The organism is Pseudomonas sp. FP2338 (assembly GCF_030687515.1).
Lineage (GTDB): Bacteria > Pseudomonadota > Gammaproteobacteria > Pseudomonadales > Pseudomonadaceae > Aquipseudomonas > Aquipseudomonas salomonii.
On sequence record NZ_CP117436.1, the window covers coordinates 2,668,392 to 2,694,653 of the forward strand.

Here is a 26,262-nt window from a genome sequence, read left to right on the forward strand (position 1 = left end):
ATGGGCTTGTTGTGGTAACCAGGCTTGTTGTGGCGAGCAGGCTTGCCCTGCGTTGGGCTGCGAAGCAGCCCCATCATGCCGGGTAAAACGCGGTGTCTGGTTTGGGGCTGCTGCGCAGCCCAGCGGGAGCAAGCTCCCTCGCCACAACAAGCCTGCTCAACACTGAAAGGGGATTAGCGCGGCCCGGAAACCACCAGCATCTGCCCTGGCTTCAACGCCTGGCCAGTACGCGGGTTCCAACGCTTGAGATGTTGCATCTCAACGTTGAAGCGCTTGGCGACGATATACAGCGAGTCGCCTTTCTTGACCTTGTACTGCACCGGCTTTTTGCTGCTGGCCACCAGTTTGCGGGTGTCCTGCATCACCAGGGTCTGGCCGACCTTGAGGGCCTGGCCGTTGAGCTTGTTCCAACGCTGCAGGTCATGCACATCGACCTTGTTCGCCTTGGCGATCAATGTGAGGTTGTCGCCACTGCGTACCTTGTAGTTGCGGGTACGCCCGGCCACCCGTGTGCTCTCAACTTCGTCGAACACCTGCTTTTTAGGACGCATCGCCAGCAATTCTTCCGGCTTCATCGTCGAAAGGGTGCTGGTGAGCAACTGCGCCTTGGAGCTGGGCACGAGCAAATGCTGCGGGCCGTCAAGGGTGGTGCGTTGTTTCAGGGCCGGGTTGAGCTGGAACAGTTCGTCTTCGTCGATCTCGGCCAGCGCGGCAACCCGGGACAGGTCCATGCTTTGCTTGACTTCAACCACTTCGAAGTACGGCGTGTTGGCAATCGGGCTCAGGTTGACGCCGTAGGCCTCGGGGGCCAGCACCACTTGGGACAGCGCCAGGAACTTGGGCACGTAGTCCTTGGTTTCCTGGGGCAGGGGCAGGTTCCAGTAGTCGGTAGGCAGGCCGAGCTTTTCGTTGCGCTCGATCGCCCGGCTGACCGTGCCTTCGCCGGCGTTGTAGGCCGCCAGGGCCAGCAGCCAGTCGCCGTTGAACATGTCATGCAGACGCGTCAGATAGTCCAGGGCGGCGGTGGTGGAGGCGGTGATATCGCGGCGGCCGTCGTAGGCGCGGGTCTGGCGCAGGTTGAAGTAGCGCCCGGTGGAGGGGATGAACTGCCACAAGCCGACCGCATCGCTGCGCGAATAGGCCATCGGGTTGTAGGCACTTTCGATCACTGGCAGCAGCGCCAGCTCCAGGGGCATGTTGCGTTCTTCAAGGCGTTCGACGATGTAATGAATGTAGAGGCTGCCGCGTTCTCCGGCGTTCTCTAAAAAGGACGGGTTACTGGCGAACCACAAGCGTTGTTGCTCGATGCGCGGGTTCACACCCAGGCCGTCCTGCAATTGAAAGCCCCGGCGCATGCGTTCCCAGACATCCTGGGGCACTTCGGGGCTAGGCTTCTCTGAGAGCCAAATAGGTTTTTGCTTGATCTTGGCAGCAAGATTCGGTTTGGGTTGCACGGTGGATTGTGCAGCGAAATTTGTCGATTGGCAGCCCGCCAGAGTCGCGGAAACGGCCACCGCCACGGCTTGAGCCAGGCGGGTCAATGCGTCTGAAGAAATGGATTTACGAATAGATGACGACATTGGCTGGAAGTAAGTTCCGGGCAAAAATGTCGGGCGATTCTAGAAAGCGCTTTGGTTCCGGTCAACCATTCAGAAATTCCGTATCAGATTGCATCCGCTTAGAACTTATCTTTCCAAGCCCTCAAGCTAGCAAACACCTCGGCCCCAGTGCGGTTGTCGCGACCATTCCGTTCGTCCGCTTTTTGTTTAACGGATGTTTCGGCGGTACGCAGAAAAGGGTTAGTACGTTTTTCCAGGGCCAGGTTGGACGGCAGCGTCATCTCGCCACGGGCGCGCAATTGCTTGACGCTTTCGACGCGTTCGGCAATATCGGCATTGTCCGGTTCCACGGCGTGGGCAAACTTGAGGTTACTTTGCGTGTACTCGTGGGTGCAGTACACCAGCGTGTCGGCAGGCAGGGCGGCCAGGCGCTCAAGGGAGGTGTGCATTTGTTCCGGGGTGCCTTCGAACAGGCGCCCGCAGCCGGCGGCAAACAGGGTGTCGCCACAAAACAGCACGCCCTGGTGGTAATAGGCGATATGGCCGAGGGTATGGCCGGGCACGCTATAAACGTCGAAGTCCCAGCCGAGTGCGCTGATGCGCCCGTTATCGTGCAGGGCCACGTCGCGCGCGGGGATCTTCTCGTTCGCCGGGCCGTAAACCTTGGCGTCAGTGGCCTGTTTGAGCTGTTCGACGCCGCCGACATGATCATGGTGGTGGTGGGTGATCAGGATGTCGCTGAGCCTGTACCCCGGGTTTTGCTTGAGCCAGGCCAGCACTGGCGCGGCATCGCCGGGGTCGACCACGGCGCAGCGTTGGGTATCAGGGTCTTGTAACAACCAGATGTAGTTATCGGTGAAGGCGGGCAGGGCACTGATCTGTATCATTCTTCGATTCGCCAAGCTGAACACATTGGTGCATCTTAGAACGTCTAGGCGAATTGGAGAATGCAATGACTGATAAAGCGTTCGCCCAGGCCGATCCTGAATGGCTGGCCCTGATCAGCGCAGCCCGTGATTGGCTGTCCGGGCCGATCGGGCAATTTTTGCTGGATGAAGAGCGGCGCATGCTCGAAGACGAACTGGGCCGGTTCTTTGGTGGCTACCTGGTGCACTACGGCCCGTCGGCCCAGACGCCGCCCGCTGCGCCGCAGGTGCAACGTAATGTGCGCCTGGGCGCGCCGTTGCCTGGGGTAGAGATTGTGTGCGAGGAACAGGCCTGGCCGCTGAGCGAACATGCCGCCGACGTGGTGGTGCTGCAGCATGGCCTGGATTTCTGCCTGTCGCCCCACGGTTTGCTGCGCGAGGCTGCCAGCAGCGTGCGCCCAGGTGGCCATTTGCTGATCATCGGCATCAACCCCTGGAGCAGTTGGGGCCTGCGCCATGTGTTCGCCCATGACGGCCTGCGCCTGGCGCGCTGCATCGCGCCGTCGCGGGTGGGCGACTGGTTGAACCTGCTGGGCTTCGCGCTGGAGAAACGCCGCTTCGGGTGCTATCGTCCGCCGCTTGCGTCTGCCAAGTGGCAAGGTCGTCTGGCCGGCTGGGAACGCCGGGCGGGTGCCTGGCAATTGTCGGGCGGTGGCTTCTATTTATTGGTGGCGCGCAAGATCGTGGTCGGGCTGCGGCCGGTGCGCCAGGTCGCGCGTCAGCCCATGGGCAAGCTGGTGCCGATGCCGATGGCCAAGGTCAACCGCAAGCAAAGCGAACCGTAAAACCCTTTTTCTGATTGAAGACCGAGCAACTGATGACCGATACCGTAGAACTCTTCACCGATGGCGCCTGCAAGGGCAACCCTGGCCCCGGCGGCTGGGGCGCGTTGCTGGTGTGCAAAGGCGTGGAGAAGGAACTGTGGGGCGGCGAAGCCAACACCACCAACAACCGCATGGAGCTGATGGGCGCCATTCGCGGCCTGGAAGAACTCAAGCGTCGCTGTGACGTGCTGTTGGTGACCGACTCGCAATACGTGATGAAGGGCATCAACGAGTGGATGGTCAACTGGAAGAAGCGCGGCTGGAAAACCGCGGCCAAGGAGCCGGTAAAGAATGCCGACCTGTGGCAACTGCTCGATGAGCAATGCAATCGCCATAACATCACCTGGAAATGGGTACGCGGGCATATCGGCCACCCTGGCAACGAGCGCGCCGACCAGTTGGCCAATCGTGGCGTGGATGAAGTGCGGGGCTACAAACAGAGCTGAGCCGGCTGACGTGTTAACATCGCGCCCCTTGATTCACACCACACTGCACACCACCGTTGAGAGCTGAACCCTGATGGCGATCCGATCTGTTGTACTCGATACCGAAACCACCGGCATGCCGGTGACCGATGGTCACCGGATCATTGAAATCGGCTGTGTCGAACTGATGGGTCGCCGTCTCACCGGGCGTCACTTTCACGTCTACCTGCAACCGGATCGTGACAGTGACGAGGGCGCGATTGGTGTCCACGGTATCACTGATGAATTCCTCAAGGGCAAGCCGCGCTTCGCTGAAGTGGCGGACGAGTTTTTCGAGTTCATCAACGGCGCTCAGCTGATCATCCATAACGCGGCGTTCGACGTCGGCTTCATCAATAACGAGTTTGCCCTGATGGGGCAGACCGAGCGTGCGGATATCTCCCGGCACTGTTCGATCCTCGATACCTTGATGATGGCCCGTGAGCGTCACCCCGGCCAGCGCAACAGCCTGGATGCCCTGTGCAAACGTTATGGCGTCGACAACTCCGGCCGTGAACTGCACGGCGCCTTGCTCGACTCCGAGATTCTTGCCGACGTTTACCTGACCATGACCGGCGGGCAGACCAGCCTGTCCCTGGCCGGTAACGCTTCCGATGGCAGCGGCTCGGCGGAAGGTTCGGGCAACCGGCCTTCGGAAATCCGTCGTTTGGCGGCGGATCGCAAGCCGACCACCATCATCCGTGCCAGCGAGCAGGACCTGGCCGAGCATGCGGCGCGCTTGGAAGCGATTGCCAAGTCGGCGGGTGCGCCGGCGTTGTGGTCGCAACTGACTCAGCAATAATCACCGCTGATCGCAATTAAACAATGTGGGAGCTGGCTTGCCTGCGATAGCGGTGTATCAGTCACCGCTGAGCCCGCTGACCCACCGTTATCGCAGGCAAGCCAGCTCCCACAGTAGATTTGCGTCGTCTGTAAAATCTTCATTCGCCACATCCACTCCCAGCTTCTACCCTGAGTGCATAGCCCTCAGGACTCCAAGCACTCATGTACAAAGACCTGAAGTTCCCTGTTCTTATCGTGCACCGTGACATCAAGGCCGACACCGTTGCCGGTGATCGGGTCAGAGGCATCGCCAGGGAGTTGGAGCAAGAGGGCTTCAGTATTTTTTCCGCGGTGGATTACGCCGAAGGCCGCTTGGTGGCCTCTACCCATCATGGGCTGGCGTGCATGTTGATCGCCGCCGAGGGCGCTGGCGAAAACACCCACCTGCTGCAAAACATGGTCGAGTTGATTCGCCTGGCGCGGGTGAGGGCGCCCAACCTGCCGATCTTTGCCCTGGGCGAGCAGGTCACCCTGGAAAACGCGCCGGCCGACGCCATGAGCGAGCTCAACCAACTGCGCGGCATTCTGTACCTATTCGAAGACACCGTGCCATTTCTGGCCCGCCAGGTCGCACGCGCCGCACGCGCCTACCTTGATGGTTTGTTGCCGCCGTTCTTCAAAGCGCTGGTGCAGCACACGGCCGACTCCAACTATTCCTGGCACACTCCCGGCCATGGCGGCGGCGTGGCGTATCGCAAAAGCCCGGTGGGCCAGGCGTTTCACCAGTTCTTCGGTGAAAACACCCTGCGTTCGGATTTGTCCGTGTCGGTGCCGGAACTGGGTTCGCTGCTCGATCACACGGGGCCATTGGCCGAAGCCGAGGCCCGTGCGGCGCGTAACTTTGGTGCCGATCACACGTTCTTCGTGATCAACGGCACCTCGACTGCCAACAAGATCGTGTGGCATTCCATGGTGGCACGCGACGACTTGGTGTTGGTGGATCGAAACTGCCACAAGTCGGTGCTGCATTCGATCATCATGACCGGCGCCATCCCGCTGTATTTGTGCCCGGAGCGCAACGAGCTGGGGATTATCGGCCCGATCCCCTTAAGCGAATTCAGCCCCGAATCGATCCGCGCCAAAATCGACGCCAGCCCCTTGACCCGTGGCCGGCCGGCGAAAGTGAAGTTGGCGGTGGTCACCAACTCTACCTACGACGGCCTGTGCTACAACGCCGAGCTGATCAAGCAGCAATTAGGCAACAGTGTCGAGGTGTTGCACTTCGACGAGGCCTGGTACGCCTACGCGGCCTTTCACGAATTCTTCGCCGGGCGTTATGGCATGGGCACTTCGCGCACCCCGGACAGCCCGCTGGTGTTCACTACCCACTCGACCCACAAATTGCTCGCGGCCTTCAGCCAGGCTTCGATGATTCATGTGCAGGATGGCGGCGCGCGCCAGCTGGACCGCGACCGCTTCAACGAAGCCTTCATGATGCACATCTCCACGTCCCCGCAATACAGCATCATCGCCTCGCTGGACGTGGCCTCGGCGATGATGGAAGGCCCGGCCGGGCGCTCGCTGCTGCAGGAGATGTTCGACGAAGCCCTGAGCTTTCGCCGTGCCCTGGCCAACTTGCGCCAGCATATTGCAGCCGAAGACTGGTGGTTCTCGATCTGGCAGCCGCCGTCGGTGGCCGGCATCGACCGGGTCGCCACGGCGGATTGGCTGTTGCACCCACAGGACGACTGGCACGGCTTTGGCGATGTGGCCGAAGACTACGTGTTGCTGGACCCGATCAAAGTCACCCTGGTAATGCCCGGCCTTAACGCCGGCGGCGCCTTGAGCGACTGCGGGATTCCCGCCGCAGTGGTCAGCAAGTTCCTTTGGGAGCGTGGGCTGGTGGTGGAAAAGACCGGCTTGTATTCCTTCCTCGTGTTGTTTTCCATGGGCATCACCAAGGGCAAATGGAGCACCTTGCTCACCGAATTGCTGGAGTTCAAGCGCAACTACGACGCCAATGCCAGCCTGGCCAGCTGTTTGCCCTCGGTGTTCAAAGAGGGCCCGGCGCGCTATCAAGGCCTGGGTTTGCGTGACCTGTGCGACCAGTTGCATAGTTGTTACCGCAGCAACGCCACGGCCAAGCACCTCAAGCGGATGTACACGGTGTTGCCGGACATTGCGATGAAACCGGCCGATGCCTACGATCATCTGGTCAGGGGTGAAGTCGAAGCCGTTTCCATTGACGCCTTGCCAGGACGCATCGCAGCCGTGATGCTGGTGCCTTATCCGCCGGGCATTCCGTTGATCATGCCGGGCGAGCGCTTTACCGAATCAACCCGTTCAATCATCGATTACCTGGCATTTGCCCGCACGTTCGATAATAGTTTCCCCGGTTTTGTCGCTGATGTGCATGGGTTGCAGCACGAAGATGGCGGCAGTGGTCGTTGTTACACCGTCGATTGCATCAAGGGTTAAGGATGTTTATGCAAGCTGTAATGAACCCGAAGTATCCCGGGCTCAGCGTTCGAATCGCCGACGAGGGCTTTGACGCCTATGTGTGGGGCAATGACTTCAGCTTTGAGGTCGGCGCCTACGGCGTGCCGGAGATGGGCAAGCGTGTCGACCAATGGGCGGTGGAGCGCATCCTGCCGTACCGCAAGTGTTATGGCATCGACCCGGAAGAATTCGCCAGTTTTCGCGATGCGCCCGACAGTGCGATTTTTATGGCATACCTGGATGATCGCGCCGTGGGGCACATTGTGGTCAGCACCAACTGGAACGGTTTTGCCCATGTCGACGAACTGGCGGTGGCCTTGCCTGCGCGGCGCCATGGGGTGGCCAAGGCCTTGCTGGATGTGGCGCAGTTCTGGGCGCGCAAAAAGAATCTGCCGGGCATGATGCTCGAGACCCAGAACAACAACCTCGGTGCCTGCCGCCTGTATGAGCGCTGCGGGTACGTGATGGGCGGGATCGATCAATTGCGCTATCGCGGGATTGATCCACAAACCCGCGAAGTGGCGATTTTCTGGTATCGGTTGTTCACCGTTGAATCGAACTCGGCCTGATCGCGGCTGACTGCCCAGCTTCAGGCCGAGTTGAGGTGTTGCCGCCTAGGTCATGAATCAATCCAGGAGTGTTCGGCGCCGATGTTGATCTGCAGTTGGGTACGGAACTGGCTGTAGTGCTTTTTGGCCTCATCCACGCTCTGTTTCAGCCCTTCCGGCGCCGTCAGGCCTTGATTGGCATAGTACTGGCGCGTATCACTTTCCACGTTGAACGCCTTGCCCTGCGGAAACCTGCTGTCGGCCTGTTGCATTTTTTTGTTGTTCAGCCCATCGAACCCCGCATAGTAAATGTCCGGTCGCTTGGCTTTCAGTACATCGTCAAACAGCGTTGGGCCGACGGTTTCAAAGATCTTGCCTTCGTACTCCAGGAAGTCTGAGGTGTAGGCAAATCCGCCTGTGATATTTCTGGAAAGGGTTGGCCGATTGGTCTCAAAGTACGCTTTGTTTTTAGTGAAGCGCCGGTTCATCTCGGCGATCATCTCAGTCACAACTGGGTTATCCGGTTGCGTGGCGAAGTTACTGGTGTTGTAGAAGGATTTGTAGTCAGTGATTGTGTGAGCGACTGGTTTGCTGAGCAGCATATCCGAGTCACCCGCGTTCAAACCGGCGGATCCCACCGCACCTTTGATGGTGTCGTCGGTGTCGAGATAAATGCCACCATATTTATTCATCAACGGATAGCGAGCTACATCGGAAGTGGCGGCAAGGTTTTTTCCTTGGCCTCTGCGGAAGTAGGCGTACAGTTCGGTGTTCTTCAAGGGTTGGAAAAAGTCTTCTTCATGCACATTCATGACGGTGACGCCGGGCGCATCCTTTTCCAGCTTGAGCTTGATGGCTTGCAGCAACTCTGGAGTGTCGGCGTCGACGTGCACAATGGATGTGAAGCCTGGCATTTTTTCGGCGTTGGCTGCGATATTCTTGATCAGCTTGTCGGGTATTTCGCCACCGGCCCAGAAGTAGTGCATGTCGGTAGGGATGGGCCTGATATTCCTGGGCATCTGCAAGATGGCCGGCGGGGTTATCTCGATAAACCTGAAATTGTGCTCGGGGATCTTTGGGGCTTTTTTAAGTTCCTCCAGGGGGCCCATCTGCCACTTGTTCTTTGCGCTTCTCCAGAAGTACTTGGTGGTGACGCCGTTGGCGTTACCCGAACCGAACATCCAGGCACCCACCTTGGTATCAAAGGTGGTGACATAGTTCATGCCTCGGCAATTGATGGTGAAGGGGTATGAGGAACCCGTGGTTATTTTTACGTCGTCTACCGGCACGACGTAGGTGTTTTCGTTTATTTTCCAGGGTGAGAGGGAGTCACCGCCGAACAAGCGATTGGCAGTGGCAGACGGCTCCCAACCGGCACTGCCCAGGTCCTTGACCGCAATGTCGTCTCGGGGGCCGCTGGGGTGTTGGATTACCCGCTGGCCATCCTTGACAGTGGACGGATAGAGCTTGCCGTCGACTTTTATATATTCTTTATTGTTCGGGCCGACGTAGACATTCGCCTGCAAGCCTTTGACCCGCAGCAGGCCCGGTGAAACGGTGGTCTCACAGTCAAGCAGCGATGGCTTATTGAAGACTTTGACCTTTTCACCGGCAGCCGCCACCGCAGGCTGGAAATCTTTCAACGGTGAACCGTAGGGCCGCCCCTTGGCCGCGTCGAAGGCATACCAGTTACCGCCTCGGAACAACGCATCACCTTCCAGAGTCTCACCGGCAACTTTGGAGGTGCCTATGGCAACCAAGCCATGCTGCGTGCTGGCCGCTTTGAGCACGTCGTAGCTGCCGCTGGCGCCTTTGAGGGCATTAAACGCGCTCTTTCCCTTGGACCAGGTCCAGCGGCTGGTGCCCTTGAGCAAGTCACCCGCACCGCCTAACGGGTTGAGCGCGTCGATGGCAACGGTACCCAGAAACCGAGCGGTTCTGGCTACGCCCTTGAGGCCGGCCACGCCTTTGGCGAGCACTTTGCTCGCCTGAGCGGCCTTGCCTGCCCCCAGGGTCACCAGGCCGATCACATCCATGCCCAGGTCAAGCAAGCCATCGCCGATATTGCCCTGCGTGAAGTTAACAATCGCAGACCTGAACGGAATCATATTCAGGAAAAACTCACCGATGGCCTTGTCAGCAGCGCGGGTTTCATCGTAGGACGTTGTTCCGCGGGCATGTTGCAGGAGGTCATCGCCCTGCAAGTCCAGGCGTGTGGTGAGTACTTTGGCGATGTAGCGGGTGCGGTCGGAATCGAACGCGTGTGGCGTTTCTGCGACCGCCGGCTTTTCCCTGGCTTGTTCGGTGTGCTCGTCTTCGAAGGGGTTAAATCGTACAGTTCTATGCAGTACGTTGGCGTTTCTGCTATCGAGCCTGGAGTAGGGCGGCGAGTAGATATTGCGCAAATAGTCGTGTTTTGAAATGGTCCCGGCGAGTGTATCGATGCGGTAAATACTGACCTGCCCCTCACGGGTGATTTTTACATCCAGTGTATGGCCTTTTTGAGTCAGGGTTTTTGTCGAGAAATCCAAGCCAATGAGATAGCTGTCGGTATGAAAAAATTCGAGTTGCCCATATTCGAAGTTTTTCCGATCCTCGGGGGGCAACATCGAGATCAGGTGCTTGGCCATTCCCGTGTGACCTTTTTCCAGCTCTGCCACGGCCGGCCTGTAGCGCTGGGTAAAGGTGTCTGCGACAGAGAGTTCGCCACTATCGGAAAGCGCGCAAAACTGTTTGATGGGGATGCGCTTGTCGTTGGTGACCCAATGTTCGTTGTCATCATTTTTGACTGTGTCGCCGTGCATGACGACATCCAGCATTGAGTACGTACCGGGGAAACGTCCGGGGCGCCCTTCGATCAATCGGGCTTTCGTGAGGTTTTTCGCCTTGAAGACTTCATCCGGTACGCCTGGAAATTTCTCCCTGAGCAAATCCATTCCCATGTTTTCACGCATCGGAATGGGGGTTGCAAGTGCCAGGGCAGTGGCTTGCAAGGCTGTCTGCTGGACGCTGAAGGCACTCTGCACAGTGCGCATCTGCGTGTCGTCGGGCGTCGTGCCAGCCATCAAGTAGCCATTGACCTCCCCCCAATTGTGCAACGCGTCGCGATGGATATGCTGCGAGAGCGGTGTGCCGACGTCGATGCCCTCTGCGGCGGCGAGCACTTCGCGATAGGTCATTGCGAGTACACGTCCCGGTGATTCGGCTTCCAGCTTGGCGGTGGCGATAGTCAGCTGTGTCCAGGGAATGCTGCCGTAGGTCACGGTGGCCGGAATGTCCTTGACCAGATATTCAGGCGCAGTGCGAGCCAGCAACATACGCGCAGCCAGTTCAGCCGATGCCGCAGAGGCCCGGCCTTCCTGGACCAAGTGACGGCTCAAACCCTCGATCACTGCGCTGGGCGCTTGATTCCAGAGTGACTGTTGGCCCAGATCAAAGCCGCCAACGCTGTTACGCGCCGGTGTGCCGGTGGATTGCGGGTCAAGCCCCAGCTGGATTGCGGCGAGCAGGTAGTCATTGACGCTGGTATTGGTGGCAATGCCGCCCAATCGGGTCTCAATCGCCTGGCCCAGGGCTTGCGCCTTGGCTGACCCGAGCAGTGTCTCGACTGCGCTGCTGGGAAATTTGAAGTCACTGTTGGACAGTTCGCAGGCAGATAACAGATAGCCCAACAGGCCTTGTTTGTCAGTCAATGGCAGGTCGGGCAGCGTTGGATCAGGGGCGCTCAACAGATCGACGATGGCTTGTTTTTCCTGCGCCGAAATCGGCGTCGGCCAGGACAGCGCGCCGCTGAAGTTGCCCAGGGGCGGTGTCTGAACGTGCTTTGTCGCTAACTGATAAAGCGCCTGCAACGCGTCCAGGGTTTTGGGAAGGGGCAGGTCGCTGCCGCTGAGAAAGGTGCCCAGTTTGACGATGCTGGTGGGCGCCAGATTGTGCTGCTGATAGTAGCTGGAGCCTTCGCAGACCGGTACTGAGGCGCTGTTCAAGTGCGACGTCAGTTGGGCCTCAAGCAGGCTTTGCTGCTCACTGGAAACGGGGGGCGGGAAGGCGGTGTGCAGATCTTCCAGGATCGTGCGCAGTTTTGCCGCCAGGGTTCCCCAGTTACACCGATCGGCAAAGGCTTTTTTAAGCGCTGCCGGGTTGTCCAGTTCATCAGGTGTTGCGTCGTTGGCTGAGTCTTCAATCAAAGCCGGCTCAGCGGTAATCAGCGCACCGGTGCCCTGCGACGCAGTGAGGTTGGCAGAGTTCTGTAGCGCTTGATGAGAAAGGGCAGGTTGGAGGGTTGTCATAGAAAACGCTTCCTTGGTTAGAGTATGTCGTCCAGTAGAAAGCACGCAGCTGTGCTTTCTGCCTCTGTGAGTGCGACGTCTCTAGAACAAGGTTCCTACGTGATTATTTAGCGTTTGTGTCGGTGAAAGGGTATACAAAAAGTTGCGCAGTACGGGTCAGGTGGCAGCTGTGCCCGCCAGCAAGGCGTCGGCCTTAGAGGCGACGATTTCCAGCAGTGCATTCAGCGCTGGGGCGGTTTCAGACGCCTTCAGCGTCAATGCGTAAAGGACCACAGGTATCGGCGGTGACAACGGGCACGCATCCAGCCCAGCTTCCCGAGCCCCGTAGGCAGTGAACGGGTCGACAATCGCCAGACCTTCTCCGGCCTCTACCATGCTGCGCATCATCTGGTAGGTCTGCACCCGTGTTTGCACCACCGGCAGCGGGCGCAGGGCTTGCAGTTTGGCGTCCAACACACGGCTTAGGGGGTCGTGGCCTTCCAGCCCGATTATCGACTGCCCGGCCAGGTCCTGCAGCGCAATGTACTTTTGTTTGGGTTTGAGCCAGCCATGGGGCGCGAGCAGTTGCAACTTGCCCTGGGCCAGTACGGTGCTTTGGATTTGCGGGTGTTGCGGATCATGCAAGCTAAGGCCCACGTCGGCTTCACGCAATAACAAGCTCCTGACGATCTCCCGCGTCGGCTGGCTCGACAGGTTGCACGGTGTGTCCTGAAAGCGCCGGCGCAGCAGCGCCAAGCTTTGCGGCAAGAGTTGATTGGCCAGGGGCGGCGTGCACAGCGTGCGTAAAGTCGGCGCATGATGGTGTTTCAGGCGGCTGGCCAGGCGCTGCACCGGCTCCAGCGCCTCATAGAGGTGGGCGATTTCAGCCTGCAACTCAAGGGTTTCGCGCGTGGCTTGCAAACGCCCGCGCACGCTGGCAAACAGCATGAAGCCCAGTTGCTGCTCGGCCTCCTTGAGGGTTGCGTCCACATCGCCCACGGAGAGTTGCAACCACTCGGCGGCCAAGCCTGGGTTTCCGGTCTGCAAAATGGCCTGAATCACTTCGATATGACGTAAACGCATCGCCGGAGTCTATGTTCAGTGTGGTGGGGTTTCAATGGCTGGGTAAAAAAGAGCACAGGCCTGGGTGAGTGTTGGCTACCGTCAGTGTGTATGTCACTGTCACGGGCAGGGTATACAAAGAATGTATCAATCGAGGGAAAGGGGGAGCCTCATCATGCCGGCAAGTCTTGTAACCGCAAAAATACCCACCCAGCGTGGCTTCACGCGCTGGGCTGTGCTGGTGGTGCTGGTCATCATTGGCTTGTTGGCCCTGGCGCTGGGGCCACGCCTGTTCGGGGATGTGACGCTGGCAGAGATCGCTACCGCCAAGGCTCAGGTGGCTGAGCTGGGCAAGGCTGTCGAGCAGTTCCATCAGGACACCGGCCGCTATCCTACGGATGAGGAGGGCCTGGAGGTGTTGACCGCGCAATCTGCGCCGTCGGCCAACGGCAAAGGCCCCTATGTCAAGGAAGAGCTATTGACCGACCCTTGGGGCATTGCCTATCAGTACCACTACCCGGCGACCCAGCCCAACACCGCCTTCGATCTGTTTTCATTCGGCAAGGACCGGACCCTCGGCGGCGTCGGCGATAACAAGGATATTACTTACGGCGACCACTGAAGCACCTGGCATTCCCCATCGACCCGATTAGAATGACGCAGCTGATCATCAACGACCAATGCCGCTCGCACGGCACTTAAAACAACAACAGGTCTGGTCTCACATGCCTCTACCCTCGACGTTTTTCGGGATAAGGGCCAAACAACTGCTGGTCTTGGTGACCATTGGTTGCGTGGCTGCTTATCTCCTCAATAATCAAGACGAACGCACCCCGGAAAACCACGCCCTTGAGGCGTTTATCCGTTCTCAGGAACAGGTGAGCGAGCAGGTGGGGGCGGTGCTGGAGATTGCGCTGGTCAGGCAGGTGGTGGCGTATCCCGCTTACGGCACGCCGGGCTACAGGCGTTCGCTGTATGCCGTTGAAGGCGAGCGGGGGCGGTTGCTGGTAACGCTCAAGCAACTGGACGGCGAGCAGGACGTGGAGGTGACGCAGATGCGGCGCCCGTGATCCCCCCGGCCCAGTCAACGCCAGTAATGGCCAGGACTGAGCAGGTCGATAAGGCGGGATCTTATGAAGCGAGGATGGTTTGCGATTCGCGGGTGATGATGGTCCCCGACTGGATCAATTTGAATTCATCGCCTTCCAATTTTTCTACACGGTCGCCAATGGCCAGCTTGTAGGTGGTGGTAGGCGGCGAGCCAGCCTGGCTGTCCTGCGCCGGGTTGGATTCCTGGAACTCATGCACGGAATACACGCGTCCTTCCGCGTCTCTGGCATGGAACTGTCCGACAAGTACTGCAGCCATCTGTTTAGAACCTCTGGAGATAAACACTCGATTTGCGGTTCTGTAGACCGTCATGGAGCGGGGTAGTTTACCTATGGAAAAAAAATACTATTCTTTGATGTTTTTCGACGTTTCCTACGCTGGTGAGTGCGTGGCAAACGGCGTTGAGATTATCAAAACTCACTGGTGAAGCTGTCGTGAAGTCTCTATAACTACAAGCTCCTTTAGTCAGACGTCGGGAAAACCTCATGAGCAAGGTCTACACGATTGCCGTCCTGGTTGGCAGCCTTAGAAAAGACTCGATCAACCGTAAGGTCGCGTTGGCACTGGCCGAACTGGCCCCCGCCAATCTCAAGTTGAGCATTGTGGAAATTGGCGATTTGCCGCTCTACAACGAGGACATCGACGGTGCAGCACCGCCGGCAGCCTACAGTACTTTCCGTCAGCAAGTACGTTCATCCGACGCGGTGTTGTTTGTGACCCCGGAATACAACCGCTCCGTGCCCGCCCCGTTGAAGAATGCCATTGACGTTGGGTCGCGTCCTTATGGGCAAAGTGCCTATGGGGGTAAGCCTGGGGCGATTATCAGTGTGTCGCCGGGGGCCATTGGTGGGTTTGGTGCCAACCACCATCTGCGCCAGTCGCTGGTGTTTCTGGATGTGCCTTGCATGCAGCAGCCCGAGGCGTACCTGGGCGGGGCGGGGAGTGTGTTTGATGAGGCGGGTAAGGTGTCTGAGAAGACCCGGCCGTTTTTGCAGGCGTTTATTGATGGGTATGGTAAGTGGGTTGAGAAACAGTTGGGCTGATGGGGGGGTTAGGGCGTGGTGGTTGGGGGCATATCCGTTGCTGCGGTAACGGCTGCTTAGGGTTCCGCCCTTACGGCGGGTCACTTTTGGCAAACGCCCCAAAAGTAACCAAAAGGTCTTCGCCCCACCACTCGGTGCCTCGCCTAGGCTCGGCATGCCCTCACTCCGGCTTGAATCCGTGGGCCGCCGCGATGGGCCATCCTTGGCCCAGCGCGGCTAACCCGGCGTCCTGCCGGGTTACCCACGGATTCAAGCCTGCGTTCGGCCAGCGTGGTTGACGGGGCGCCTCAGATCAAAAGCAGATCAAGATCAAAAACAGAGCACGGCGGCCTGAAAGCCGACCTGAGTGGTTGAATCAAAGGCCAGATCAAGTGCAAGTCAAAAGCCTATCTACCTGATGCAACGCGGTCTAAATGTGGGAGCGGGCTTGCTCGCGAATGCGGTGGGTCAGTCAATTTATCTGTCACTGGCCCACCGCATTCGCGAGCAAGCCCGCTCCCACCTTTGACCGAGTATGGCTCTGCTGTTGCTGTTGCTGTTGCTGTTGCTGTTGCTGTTGCTGTTGCTGTTGCTGTTGCTGTTGCTGTTGCTGTTGTTGTTGTTGTTGTTGTTGTTGCTCCGGCCCTTACATCCTTTTCGATGACGAAGTCAGCGGTCTTTTGATCTGCGCTTTTGATCTTGATCTGAAATCGCCCCGTCAAACACGATGGCCGGAATCTGACAGTGATTTGGGGGGTAAACCGGCAGGGATGCCGGTTTAGCCGCCCCGCGCCATGGATGGCGCGTGGCGGCGGCCCCCCAAATCACTGTCGGATTGCGGGCATGCCGAGCCACAGCGAGGCACCGAGTGTTGGGGCGAGGACTTTTTGCTTACTTTTTGGTCCTTCAAAAAGTGAGCCGCTGTAAGAGCGGAACCATAAGCCGCCGTTACCTAAATAACGGATATACACTCAGCAGATCCTAACCCCCAATCGATCAGCAAGCTTAAGCGCCACCCCCGCGCATACACATTCACCGCGATCTTGTTGTGCAGCAAGCCCCGCACCCCATGCTCCGGGCTGAACTCAAACAGCACGTCCTTCTGCGACACCACGTCGATAAAGTGCTTGAGCTTGTAGGGAATCGCGAAATTCCACAGCGGCACCGAAAACACCAGCACATCGGCCTGATGCAGGTGAGCCGCCAGCGCTTTGAGGGTGGTCCAGGCCGCGCTTTGTTCAGCGCGCCGGAGGCGGACCCGCGCCTGGTTGAGATAATCACCCAGGTGGTGGTCCGCTACGGCGCTGTTCGTCGCCACTGAGGCTCAGCGCAACCAGTTGGTGCGCGCCAGTTCGAGCACTTCATCGCCACGCCCGCTCATCACCGCCTTGAGCATGTACAGGCTGAACCCCTTGGCCTGTTCCAGCTTGATGGTCGGCGGCATCACCAGTTCCTGGGTAGCGGTGACCACGTCCACCAGCACCGGGCCGTCATGGGCCAGGGCGCGGCGCAAGGCCGGTTCCAGGTCTTCGGACTGCTCCACGCGAATGCCGAGGATGCCCATGGCGTTGGACATGGCGGCAAAGTCCGGGTTTTTCAGCTCGGTACCGGTGTCCAGGTAACCGGCGGCCTTCATCTCCATGGCGACAAACCCGAGTGACGAGTTATCAAACACGATGACTTTCACCGGCAATTTCAATTGCGCCAGCGAGATGAAGTCGCCCATCAACATGGCAAAGCCGCCGTCGCCGGACATCGAGATCACTTGGCGCCCGGGGAACGCGGCCTGCGCGCCAATGGCCTGGGGCATGGCATTGGCCATCGAGCCGTGGTTGAACGAGCCGATCAGGCGACGTTTGCCGTTCATCTTCAAATAGCGTGCAGCCCAGACGGTGGGCGAGCCGACGTCGGCGGTGAAGATCGCATCGTCGTCGGCCAGCTCGCTGAGCAAGCGCGCCACGTACTGCGGGTGAATCGGTCGGTCGGCCTTCGATGGCTGCGCCAGGTCATCCAGACCTTGGCGGGCTTTCTCATAGTGCTTGAGCGAGGTGTCGAGGAAGCTGCGGTCGGTCTTGCGTGTCAGGCGTGGCAACAGCGCGTCGATGGTTTCGCTCACATCGGCAGCGATGCCCAGGTCCAGCGTGGCGCGACGGCCCAGCGCCTGCGGGTTACGGTCGACCTGAATGATCTTGGCATCGGTCGGGTAGAACTGGCGATACGGGAAGTCGGTGCCGAGCATGATCAGGGTGTCGCAGTTGAGCATCGCGTGGTAACCGGAGCTGAAGCCGATCAGGCCGGTCATGCCCACATCAAACGGGTTGTCCCACTCCACATGCTCCTTGCCGCGCAAGGCATGCACCACTGGCGCGCCCAGGGCATCGGCCAGGGCTACCACCTGGTCGTGGGCGTCGGCGCAGCCGCTGCCGCACAACAGGGTGACTTTCTCGCTGCTGTGCAGGATCTCGCTGAGGCGCTGCAGGTCTTGTTCCGCCGGCAAGGTGCGCGGCGCGTGCAGGGCCGGCCAAGGCTTGAGTTTGTCTTCCACTTCCAGCAGCGAGATATCGCCCGGGATCACCACCACCGCCACGCCACGGTTGAGGATCGCCGAGCGCATGGCGCGGTGCAGCACCTGGGGCATCTGCGCCGGGTTGGTGACCAACTCGATAAAGTGGCTGCACTCTTTGAACAGTTCCTGCGGATGGGTTTCCTGAAAGTAGTTCAGGCCAATCTCGGAGGAGGGGATTTGCGCGGCGATGGCCAATACCGGCACATGGTTGCGATGACAGTCGAACAGGCCATTGATCAAATGCAGGTTGCCCGGCCCGCAGCTGCCGGCACACACCGTCAACTCGCCGGTGGCAGCGGCCTCGGCGCCGGCGGCGAAGGCGGCCACTTCTTCGTGGCGCACGTGCATCCACTCGATGCTGTCCATGGTACGCAGGGCGTCGGTGAGGCCGTTGAGGCTGTCGCCGGTCAGGCCCCAGATGCGCTTGATGCCCGCCTGTTCAAGGGTGGTCGCCAACTGCTGGGCCAGGTTGATTTTCGCCATGAAGAACTCCAATCGTCAGTGAGGTTAAAGGCTGCTGATCAGTAGAGGACAGTTCGAACACGACGGATGTTCACCCTTAAATGTGAAGATTGCGTCATGGGGCCGACTAAACGCCGCCCATAAAAAAACCCTGGCAAGCCAGGGTTTTTCACAGCAACAGGCTCAGCGGCGACGGAACAGCGGCAACGGTTCATCCGTGGCGGCCTGGTAGGTCACCGAGAAATCCTTGAGGCTTTCCAGCGCTTCATACGGGTCTTTGTCGGCGCGCAAGGCGAAGGCATCGAACCCGCAACGGCGCAGGTAGAACAGCTGGTCGCGCAGCACATCGCCAATCGCGCGCAATTCGCCCTTGTAACCATAACGGTCACGCAGCAGGCGCGCGTTGGAGTAGTTGCGGCCATCGGTGAAGGCCGGGAAGTTCAGGGCGATGACCTGGAAGTGCTGCACGTCGTCGCCGATCTCTTCGGCTTCCTCGTCGGCGTCCAGCCACACACCCAGGCCGCCGTCGCGGGCCTTGAGGGCGTGTCCGTGTTCGCGCCAAAGGGCCAGCGGCACAATCAGGTCGTCGCAGTTGGAAATGCCGTCGAAGCTCGCGTCCTTGGGCAGCAGGTGCCAGGTTTCGTCGAGGACTTCGTTGTTCTTAATGATTCGCTGCATAGACGCGCTCCTTGAACAGGTCGATGCCAATGCGTTGGTAGGTGTCGATGAAACGCTCATCTTCGGTGCGCTGTTCGATGTACACGTCGATCAGCTTGCCGATCACCTCGGGCATGGCTTCCTGGGCGAAGGACGGGCCGAGGATCTTGCCCAGGCTCGCATCGCGGCTGGCGCTGCCACCCAGGGACACTTGGTAGAATTCTTCGCCTTTCTTGTCCACGCCCAGGATGCCGATGTGGCCGACGTGGTGGTGACCACAGGCGTTCATGCAACCGGAGATGTTCAGGTCCAGCTCGCCGATGTCGAACAGGTAGTCCAGGTCGTCGAAACGGCGCTGGATGGATTCGGCAATCGGGATCGACTTGGCGTTGGCCAGGGAGCAGAAGTCGCCACCCGGGCAGCAGATGATGTCGGTCAGCAGGCCGATGTTCGGCGTGGCAAAACCGCCTTCGCGCAGCTCGCCCCACAGGGTGAACAGTTGGCTCTGCTCGACGTCCGCGAGGATGATGTTCTGCTCGTGGGAGGTGCGCAGTTGGCCGAAGCTGTAGCGCTCGGCCAGGTCGGCGACGGCGTCCAGCTGCTTGTCGGTGATATCGCCCGGGGCAACACCGGTAGGCTTGAGCGACAGGGTCACGGCCACATAGCCCGGCTTTTTGTGCGCCAGGGTGTTGCGCGTGCGCCATCGGGCGAAACCTGGGTGTTGCTGGTCGAGGGCAGCCAGTTCGGCGTCCTGATTGCTCAGGGCTTTGTACTCAGGGTCGACGAAGTGCTTGGCCACACGGTGTACTTCGGCTTCGGTCAGGGTAGTCTGGCCGCCGCGCAGGTGTTCCATCTCGGCGTCGACTTTCTGGGCGAACACCTCAGGGGTCAGCGCCTTGACCAGGATCTTGATCCGGGCCTTGTACTTGTTGTCACGACGGCCATAGCGGTTATAGACCCGGAGGATGGCGTCGAGATAGCTCAACAGGTCCTGCCACGGCAGGAACTCGTTGATGAACGCGCCGACCACCGGGGTACGGCCCAATCCACCACCCACCAGCACGCGGAAACCCAGCTCACCGGCAGCGTTGTACACCGGCTCAAGGCCAATATCGTGCACTTCGATCGCTGCGCGGTCCGAGGTCGAGCCATTGATGGCGATCTTGAACTTGCGCGGCAGGTAGGCGAATTCCGGGTGGAAGGTGGTCCACTGGCGCACGATTTCGCACCACGGGCGTGGGTCGATCAGCTCGTCAGCGGCAACGCCGGCGAATTGGTCGGTGGTCACGTTGCGCAGGCAGTTACCGCTGGTCTGAATGGCGTGCATCTGCACGGTCGCCAGCTCAGCGAGGATGTCCGGCACGTCTTCGAGCGCCGGCCAGTTGAACTGCACGTTCTGGCGGGTACTGATGTGGGCGTAGCCTTTGTCGAAGTCGCGGGCAATCTTGGCCATCATGCGCGTCTGGCGCGAGGTCAGCTGGCCATAAGGCACGGCCACCCGCAGCATCGGCGCAAAGCGCTGAACATAAAGGCCATTTTGCAGGCGCAGAGGGCGGAACTCTTCTTCGCTCAGTTCACCTGCTAGGTAGCGTCGGGTCTGATCACGGAACTGCTTGACGCGGTCCTCGATGATGCGCTGATCGTATTCGTCGTATACGTACATATAGGTCCTGTTCTCGGCAAATCTGCGCGCACGGCCGCGCACTCCCAACGGAGCCGGCGCACGATACCAGTTTGCGTATATGCGCAAAAGTGATGTTTGGGTATATGTAAATAACCAAACTGACTAATGAGAACCGTTATCGCCATACCCACATTTGTCATGCGGGCAATCATCGACTTTACTGTGAGCGTGTTTGAGTGCAATCACCTACAAAACCGATAAGAGGCGATGCGATGAGCAATCCGACTAAAGCCCGTAAACCCGACAGTACCGTGGATGCCTGGGCGATTTTGTTTCTGATCATCCTGGTGGTCGGGACCGCCGTATTCTGGGTAAGCCATCAATAGGGAAGAGGGCGAGCTCCTGAGGTAAGGCAAATGAGGGAGCGATCACACCGCTCCCTCGTCTTATTTGCGCTACACCCCCGCCAAGTGCACTACCAGCGTGACGATGCCATACAGCGTCAGCGCGAATACCAGCGTGAACAGAATGCCCAGGGCAACGAAATGGCTGGGTTTGCCATGGGTGAAGTCGCGGGTACGGTTCTTGCCGCTTTGTACACCGAAGGCTGCAGCCATCACGCTGTGAAGCATCTGCCAGAAGGTTGGCGGTTTGTTGCCGATTGGATCGTCCATATAGCCCTCGTCAGGAAGGTTTCCTAAAAGAGCATAGACAATCTGTCAACGTGTGTTTATCACGCACAAGTAGCAGATCCGGTGGTGGATTTGCGGGTTTGAGGATATTGGGGATTTGTTGAGTGAGGAAGTACGGCAGCTCACGTTTTGAGTGCAGGTCAAGCGGTTGTGGGCTTAGCACGTGTGCGATAGCGACTTCCTTCAACGGTCGGAAAGCGCATGGGGCTTGATGGGTTGCCATAAGAATCCGATGCCACAGAAATGGCATCGGATTTTTTGCGGCTATCTTGCGTATCAGGGCTTATTCAGGGCAGCTTCCCGTGCTTCCCGCGCGATTTCCAGATTCAGGAAGAGTTCGCGATCCAGCGGTGGCTTGATCGTGGCTTTAGCCAGGTTGATCACTTCACGATTGTCCGTGCGTGCCTGCTCGATCAATTGTCTACGTGTAACGAGCTGCTCGGCTTTAGTCTTCAGGTGACCGAAGCTGGATTCCGATGCGGGGGTCTTGACGTCCGGGTAATGGAAGTGTGCGTACCACAAGATGGTGTCCTCGATCGGTAGGCCTGCTTTTATTTTGCTTTTAACCCGGATCGTGTATTCGTCAAGGTAGCCGGTCTTCAATTTTTTACGACGTTGGACGATATTGATATCGACAAATCCGTGTCTCCACAGATAGGCAACCTTGAAGGCTTCGGGGCGCTGTTGCATGTACCCCTCAGCGCATTCCTTATGGGCGAGTTTTATCAGGTTATTCGCCTCGTCACGGTATGTTTTTATCAGTGCGGCGGACGCCGGGTTGACACTGTGGTCGCGTTCGACTTCATCGGCCAGGGCCGACACCTTGTTGGCGTGCTGGGTCAACATGTCATCCCAATCCAGCGGGCTTAGGGCTTCTCTGCGGGTGGGGTCACCGAGTTTTTGCTTCTGGGCGCGTATCGTGCTTTCAATTCCCGCCCTTTGGGCTATCACAGTCTCCGCGCTGCGTTTTATCGTGTTCAATGAACGCACCGTACGCGGGGTAACCGGTCTCGTTGGGGCGGCAGGCTCAACGCTGTGCCAAAGCCCATCATTGGCGTGTTCATGGTAAGTGGCGAGCGTTTGCCCGGTGATGGGATCTTGAATATCGACGAAGTTGCCGGGTGTCTCAGGCTGACTGGGGCGCAAGTCGCCAATCAGATTCCGATTGGCGCTGGTTTTGATCACTCTGCGATCAGGTTTTTTCGAGCGTTTGGCTTTGTCGGGAGCCGGTTGAGGGGCAAGTTTTTCTTCGGCCAGGATCAAGCTCGTCAGTTGGGCTTCAAGACTTGCTCGGCTCTCGCCGAGTTGCTCCATGAAAAGCGTTCGATAGCGCGCTCGCAACAGCACAGAATCCATTTCAGTCAACGAGTTAACGGCGTTCTCCAGTCGCTCATACAGGTGGAGCACATCGTTGAGCACAGCAATTTGCTCGGCCGCTGTGTAACCATTGGCTGTACGCATTTCCGTATGCGCGTTTATTGTGCGGATAGTTGCGTGGCGATCGGCGAGTGTATCAACGAAAGGACGTTCCTCTGCTGTACCGGAGCCAAGCGCGCGGTTGAGTATCAACTCAAAAAGCGGTATCAGTTTTTGTTGTTTTATGAGAACTGAGGATACCGTGCGCCCAGGTGTAAAATTTTTTACAAGCTTCTCGCGCAGTGCCGTGGTCGATCGCTGCAGGACGGCTTCGATTTTTTCTGCGGCCTCGAAGAGTCCATTGAGGGCCTCCAGTCGTTTCATCTCGTCGTCGATGAACTCCACGTAGGCGTTAGTGCCGCCGCCGGACAATTCTGTGTCGACACGGCGCAGCGTTTCAACGTAGTTCTCGCCGAGCCGGTTTTCCTGAAGAAATATGAGTCTTTCAAGCAGGGTGTTATAGGTCGATAACCAGTGACCGAAAAGGTTTTCTGCGGCGTTATCTCGAGTTGTCCCGTATCGTATTTGCGTTTGCTTTCTATCCAGGTCTTCGAGTTCTCGCGCCGCTGTTTCGCTTCGCTCAAGTGCGGATACCAGCGCTTGGGTTTCTTCCCGGTGCTTGGCGATTGCGCGGTTCCACTCGGTCTCGGCTTGGGCCGCCGACTGTTGTCTTTGTTGATGACGCGTAACGACGTTGTCGCGCTCTTGCGGCTGCAAGTCGGTGCGGTTGAGCATTTGCCAATCCGCTCTCAGCGCGGCCTTGCGTCGAGTCAATACATCCTGGGCATTTTTTATGGCGTCGAAAAACGGTTGGACCTTAGATTTCAATTTTTCCGTTATTGCATCGGAAATTGTCAACTCTGACTTCAGCTGGTTGATGCGATCTTCGCGTTTTTTGATCAATTTATTGATCCGATCCTTAGGCATGCCCCCCTCCAGTCTGACCTTTCGGTCCAACCGCCAATGGCCTTGACCATCGTTGGTCAGCTTGAAGCCGGGATGCCGCGGGCGCCGTGGATCAGCCAGAAAAACCTCGCCGAAGCCAGGCACCACACTGACCCGGAACAACAGCCCGCCGACGCTGGCGTGCCAGGCATTGCCAATTTTATACAAGCCCCTGAGACGCCCGCTGGGCTCTGGGGTGGGCAGAGGCTCGGGCCACGGCACGCGCGCATCGAACAAGTCCTTGAGCAGTGTCGCGCCAGCCTTGGGGCTGGCCAGCGAGCTGCGCAAGTCCACTGTGGTCTGGCCTGTCGCCAGAGGCTCGCCCGGCAGGGTCACCGCGCCCTGTCGAAACCGCACAGTACCCTGCGCATCAGACGTACCCTCGGGGCGGCGCCAGGATTTCAGGTGCAGGGCACTGTCTTGCGGGCCAAGTTTCACTAGCGGCTGTCGTGCTCGGGTGGAAGGCGTGGCGACATGCAGTAGCACCTGCGCGATATTGAGAAACAGATCAATCAGCGCCAGTTCACGGGTGGCCGGGTCAGTGCTGGCCAGCCCCGCCACGTCTTGTTCCATGCTGTTGGCCAGGGTCAGGAGCCAACCCGCCAACATCGCTGGCTCCGGCAGCAGCGGCAGTACGATACTGAACAGCAGCCAGAAACCTTCTTTCATAATGGCCCAACGACTTTCGCTGTTGGAGACCGACTCGCGATCCGCCAGGTCGACCATGGCGCGTGCGGCACTGCCGAACAAATGATTGAGCAGCTTGCCGTTGACCTGCGATTGCAGCCATTCGTCGGCGCCTTCATCGACGGTCAGTGTTGCGGGGGCGGGCTGTTCAGCTGTATCGAATTCATCCCCAGGCAGAAAGCGAATGATATGCGGCTCTTTAAAACCGCCATGAGCGTAAATGGGACGGGCTTTTTCCGTTAGCCAAGTCAATACGCTGTCTTGCAATGCGCCCGGGGCTGCAATTGCATCCAGCAGCGCCTGGCGCGTCGGGTATTGATACAGGCATTCGGTATACAGCGGTCGATAAAGCAGGTGCGGGCCGATGTTGGCGTCCCTGGGCTCGATCACGAACATATTATTGACGGTATCGGGTGTGGCGCCCAGCTTGCGGCACAGAGCCAATGGGCGCAGGACGACCTCTTGATCGTCTACAAGTCGGTCTGCGGGTGTTTCGCCCATCAGCGCCTTCACATAACGATAGCCGGTGGTGGTGACGCCGTACTGCTGCCTGATGCTGTATTCCAGCGCCTGCATCGGCAGTTTGACCTTGAGTTCGCGGGTAAACACGGCCTCTCGTCGGTGCGCCTCGTCGGTGTCGGACAGCAGCAGGTCCTTGATTTTCCGCGGGTAGATCGTACCAATGTCGACACGCTGGATCAGCCCATCGCTGCCCGACACGTAGTCGTCGTTCAACCAGTCCGGCAGCGGCTCGGCGCTTGTCGAAGAGTACGTCGGCGTACCTCTGGGTTTATCGGAGAGGTTTTTCACGGCCAGCTCCGTCAGCGACATGATCACATGCTCGGTAATGCCGAAACCGTCAGGGGTGCCGGTAGACACGGCGAAGTCCACCTCCACCGTGTCAGGGTCGTAATCTGCGTGGTCGACCTGCATCTGTTTGCGCAATGCGTCGCGAGTGAAGTCGTGGATGTTTTCAATGCCCTCGTTGAAAGAGCGCCCCTGGTTCTGTTTCATCACCCGCGACATGTCCTGCAGATGGCGGTGATAGGCAAAGCGGTCGTCGACATTGGCCTGTTTGAGCCAATCGGGCAGTTGATCGTTGACCTTTTGCAGCACCGCCGTGGGGGCCACGGGCGCCTTGATGAAAAGCAGGGCCGGGTCCGTCAGTTTTTCCAGGGCGCGTCCGAGCGTGGCTTCGTCTTGCCCCTGAAATGACAGGGTCGCCAGGTCTTCGAGCTGCTGATTGAGAATAAGCCCGGCCTGCTGTTCGAACACGTTGGCTTCGGGCTCATTGCGGGCCCAGGTGATGCTGTCGCACTGGAACTGAAGCTGCATTCTGCTGCCCCAGGCGTCACCGAAGGCATCAATGGAGTCAAACGGCTCGATAACCCCGGCCACACTGCACAGCAGCACCTGTTTATCACGTACTAGCAGCAGGTCCGGTGTCAGCAGGCGTTGGTCTTGCCCGGCTTTGGAGAAGGTAGTTTCAATGAAATAGGCATAGGTGGCAGGAGTGGAGCGGGGTAGGCGTTCAACGCGCTCCGGCCAGGCGGCGGTCACCGCCAGCATGTCCCGCTGTGTTTCGGTCAGGTCCGAGGGGCCGGCTGCCGCGGCGGTCATTTGACAGTTGAGAAATTCGCTCAGCCATTGCCAACGGCTGCTGCCATGGCTATCGAGAGTGCTCCAGTAGGCGGCCAGGTCGTTCTGGAAATGCAGGTAAATTGAAGAGGGCAACTCGTCGATGATCTTCGCAATGACCTGCATGTCGATGAGGGGCGGGGTCTCGGGCTTGAGGATTTTGGGTGGGTTTTGAGTGAGGAAGTACGGCAGCTCGCGTTGACTGTGCAGCTCGAGCAGTTGCGGTTTCAACACATGTTCGATAGCGACCTCCATCAACGCCTTGAACGTGTAATGGCCAGAGGGCGTCGGGATGCCCAGTTGGGTGGCTGGCAAGTTCAGTTTCAGCGAGGGATAGCGCTCCAGGATACGGCTGCGCAGTGCATTGAGCACCACTGAAAACAAGGCTGGGCGCGTGGCGAAACGGGCGTGGATAGCCTGCGCGGGTAATTGCTCCAGGCCGCTGGGCATGGGGGACGTAGTGGGGGTGGGCATAACGAAATCCTTTTTCTGTGGGTATCCGGTGTATCG

Annotated in this window: 19 protein-coding genes and 1 pseudogene; 9 read left to right on the forward strand and 11 right to left on the reverse strand. The window is 58.8% G+C overall.

What is annotated here, in order from left to right; genetic code table 11:
- Positions 1 to 173 precede the first annotated feature (173 nt).
- Together PSH96_RS12260 and gloB are read right to left on the reverse strand one after the other, a co-directional pair.
- Entirely contained in the window at positions 174 to 1,580 is a 1,407-nt protein-coding gene (locus PSH96_RS12260) for a transglycosylase SLT domain-containing protein (protein WP_056859491.1), read from the reverse strand.
- A gap of 98 nt (positions 1,581 to 1,678) precedes the next feature.
- A complete protein-coding gene (gene gloB, locus PSH96_RS12265) occupies positions 1,679 to 2,446 on the reverse strand; it encodes a hydroxyacylglutathione hydrolase (RefSeq protein WP_305459478.1) in 768 nt (255 codons plus the stop codon).
- A 65-nt stretch (positions 2,447 to 2,511) separates the two neighbouring features.
- Here gloB and PSH96_RS12270 point away from each other — a divergent pair, with 65 nt between their 5' ends.
- The 5 genes from PSH96_RS12270 to PSH96_RS12290 all read left to right on the forward strand — a co-directional run bounded on the left by PSH96_RS12270 (position 2,512) and on the right by PSH96_RS12290 (position 7,624).
- On the forward strand, positions 2,512 to 3,270 hold the full coding sequence (locus PSH96_RS12270) for a class I SAM-dependent methyltransferase (RefSeq protein ID WP_305459479.1): 759 nt from the start codon (positions 2,512 to 2,514) through the stop codon (positions 3,268 to 3,270).
- A 32-nt stretch (positions 3,271 to 3,302) separates the two neighbouring features.
- Positions 3,303 to 3,755, forward strand: coding sequence for a ribonuclease HI (rnhA, locus tag PSH96_RS12275; RefSeq protein ID WP_003207474.1), 453 nt, complete (start codon positions 3,303 to 3,305; stop codon positions 3,753 to 3,755).
- 79 nt (positions 3,756 to 3,834) lie between these two features.
- Positions 3,835 to 4,575: a DNA polymerase III subunit epsilon gene (gene dnaQ, locus PSH96_RS12280; RefSeq protein ID WP_163005484.1), complete on the forward strand. Its 741-nt coding sequence runs from the start codon at positions 3,835 to 3,837 to the stop codon at positions 4,573 to 4,575.
- A gap of 203 nt (positions 4,576 to 4,778) precedes the next feature.
- Positions 4,779 to 7,034: an arginine/lysine/ornithine decarboxylase gene (locus tag PSH96_RS12285; RefSeq protein ID WP_305459480.1), complete on the forward strand. Its 2,256-nt coding sequence runs from the start codon at positions 4,779 to 4,781 to the stop codon at positions 7,032 to 7,034.
- An 8-nt stretch (positions 7,035 to 7,042) separates the two neighbouring features.
- Positions 7,043 to 7,624 (forward strand): GNAT family N-acetyltransferase, encoded by a 582-nt coding sequence (locus tag PSH96_RS12290; RefSeq protein ID WP_305459481.1) that lies wholly within the window; start codon positions 7,043 to 7,045, stop codon positions 7,622 to 7,624.
- Between the two features lie 50 nt (positions 7,625 to 7,674).
- On the opposite strand, the gene PSH96_RS12295 is transcribed toward PSH96_RS12290, so the two are convergent.
- A complete protein-coding gene (locus PSH96_RS12295) occupies positions 7,675 to 11,892 on the reverse strand; it encodes a glycosyltransferase (RefSeq protein ID WP_305459482.1) in 4,218 nt (1,405 codons plus the stop codon).
- A 156-nt stretch (positions 11,893 to 12,048) separates the two neighbouring features.
- Positions 12,049 to 12,954 (reverse strand): LysR substrate-binding domain-containing protein, encoded by a 906-nt coding sequence (locus PSH96_RS12300; protein WP_305459483.1) that lies wholly within the window; start codon positions 12,952 to 12,954, stop codon positions 12,049 to 12,051.
- Between the two features lie 154 nt (positions 12,955 to 13,108).
- Here PSH96_RS12300 and gspG point away from each other — a divergent pair, with 154 nt between their 5' ends.
- The gene (gene gspG, locus PSH96_RS12305; RefSeq protein WP_305459484.1) at positions 13,109 to 13,555 is read left to right on the forward strand and encodes a type II secretion system major pseudopilin GspG; all 447 of its coding nucleotides are present in this window, start codon (positions 13,109 to 13,111) and stop codon (positions 13,553 to 13,555) included.
- 103 nt (positions 13,556 to 13,658) lie between these two features.
- Positions 13,659 to 14,003 (forward strand): hypothetical protein, encoded by a 345-nt coding sequence (locus PSH96_RS12310; RefSeq protein ID WP_305459485.1) that lies wholly within the window; start codon positions 13,659 to 13,661, stop codon positions 14,001 to 14,003.
- A 61-nt stretch (positions 14,004 to 14,064) separates the two neighbouring features.
- Here PSH96_RS12310 and PSH96_RS12315 read toward each other — a convergent pair whose 3' ends face one another.
- Positions 14,065 to 14,301: a hypothetical protein gene (locus PSH96_RS12315; protein WP_305459486.1), complete on the reverse strand. Its 237-nt coding sequence runs from the start codon at positions 14,299 to 14,301 to the stop codon at positions 14,065 to 14,067.
- Between the two features lie 227 nt (positions 14,302 to 14,528).
- Between PSH96_RS12315 and PSH96_RS12320 the strand changes: the two genes are divergently transcribed.
- Positions 14,529 to 15,086 (forward strand): NADPH-dependent FMN reductase, encoded by a 558-nt coding sequence (locus tag PSH96_RS12320; protein ID WP_305459487.1) that lies wholly within the window; start codon positions 14,529 to 14,531, stop codon positions 15,084 to 15,086.
- 514 nt (positions 15,087 to 15,600) lie between these two features.
- Positions 15,601 to 15,729 carry a hypothetical protein gene (locus PSH96_RS12325; protein ID WP_305459488.1) on the forward strand — a complete coding sequence of 43 codons (129 nt, stop codon included), beginning with the start codon at positions 15,601 to 15,603 and terminating at the stop codon, positions 15,727 to 15,729.
- A gap of 351 nt (positions 15,730 to 16,080) precedes the next feature.
- Here the strand turns inward: PSH96_RS12325 and PSH96_RS12330 are convergent.
- From PSH96_RS12330 to PSH96_RS12355, 6 genes and pseudogenes are all read right to left on the reverse strand, one after another.
- Positions 16,081 to 16,302, reverse strand: a pseudogene (locus PSH96_RS12330) (NAD(P)H-dependent oxidoreductase); the annotation flags it as partial.
- 87 nt (positions 16,303 to 16,389) lie between these two features.
- Entirely contained in the window at positions 16,390 to 18,114 is a 1,725-nt protein-coding gene (gene poxB, locus PSH96_RS12335; protein WP_305459489.1) for a ubiquinone-dependent pyruvate dehydrogenase, read from the reverse strand.
- A gap of 162 nt (positions 18,115 to 18,276) precedes the next feature.
- A complete protein-coding gene (locus PSH96_RS12340) occupies positions 18,277 to 18,771 on the reverse strand; it encodes a DUF934 domain-containing protein (RefSeq protein ID WP_017136920.1) in 495 nt (164 codons plus the stop codon).
- Positions 18,755 to 20,413 (reverse strand): nitrite/sulfite reductase, encoded by a 1,659-nt coding sequence (locus tag PSH96_RS12345; protein WP_003190712.1) that lies wholly within the window; start codon positions 20,411 to 20,413, stop codon positions 18,755 to 18,757. Before PSH96_RS12345 ends, PSH96_RS12340 begins: the two co-directional genes overlap by 17 nt.
- A 416-nt stretch (positions 20,414 to 20,829) precedes the next feature.
- Positions 20,830 to 21,048: a DUF2970 domain-containing protein gene (locus PSH96_RS12350; RefSeq protein WP_305459490.1), complete on the reverse strand. Its 219-nt coding sequence runs from the start codon at positions 21,046 to 21,048 to the stop codon at positions 20,830 to 20,832.
- 294 nt (positions 21,049 to 21,342) lie between these two features.
- Positions 21,343 to 26,226, reverse strand: coding sequence for a hypothetical protein (locus tag PSH96_RS12355; RefSeq protein ID WP_305459491.1), 4,884 nt, complete (start codon positions 26,224 to 26,226; stop codon positions 21,343 to 21,345).
- Between the last annotated feature and the right edge of the window lie 36 nt (positions 26,227 to 26,262).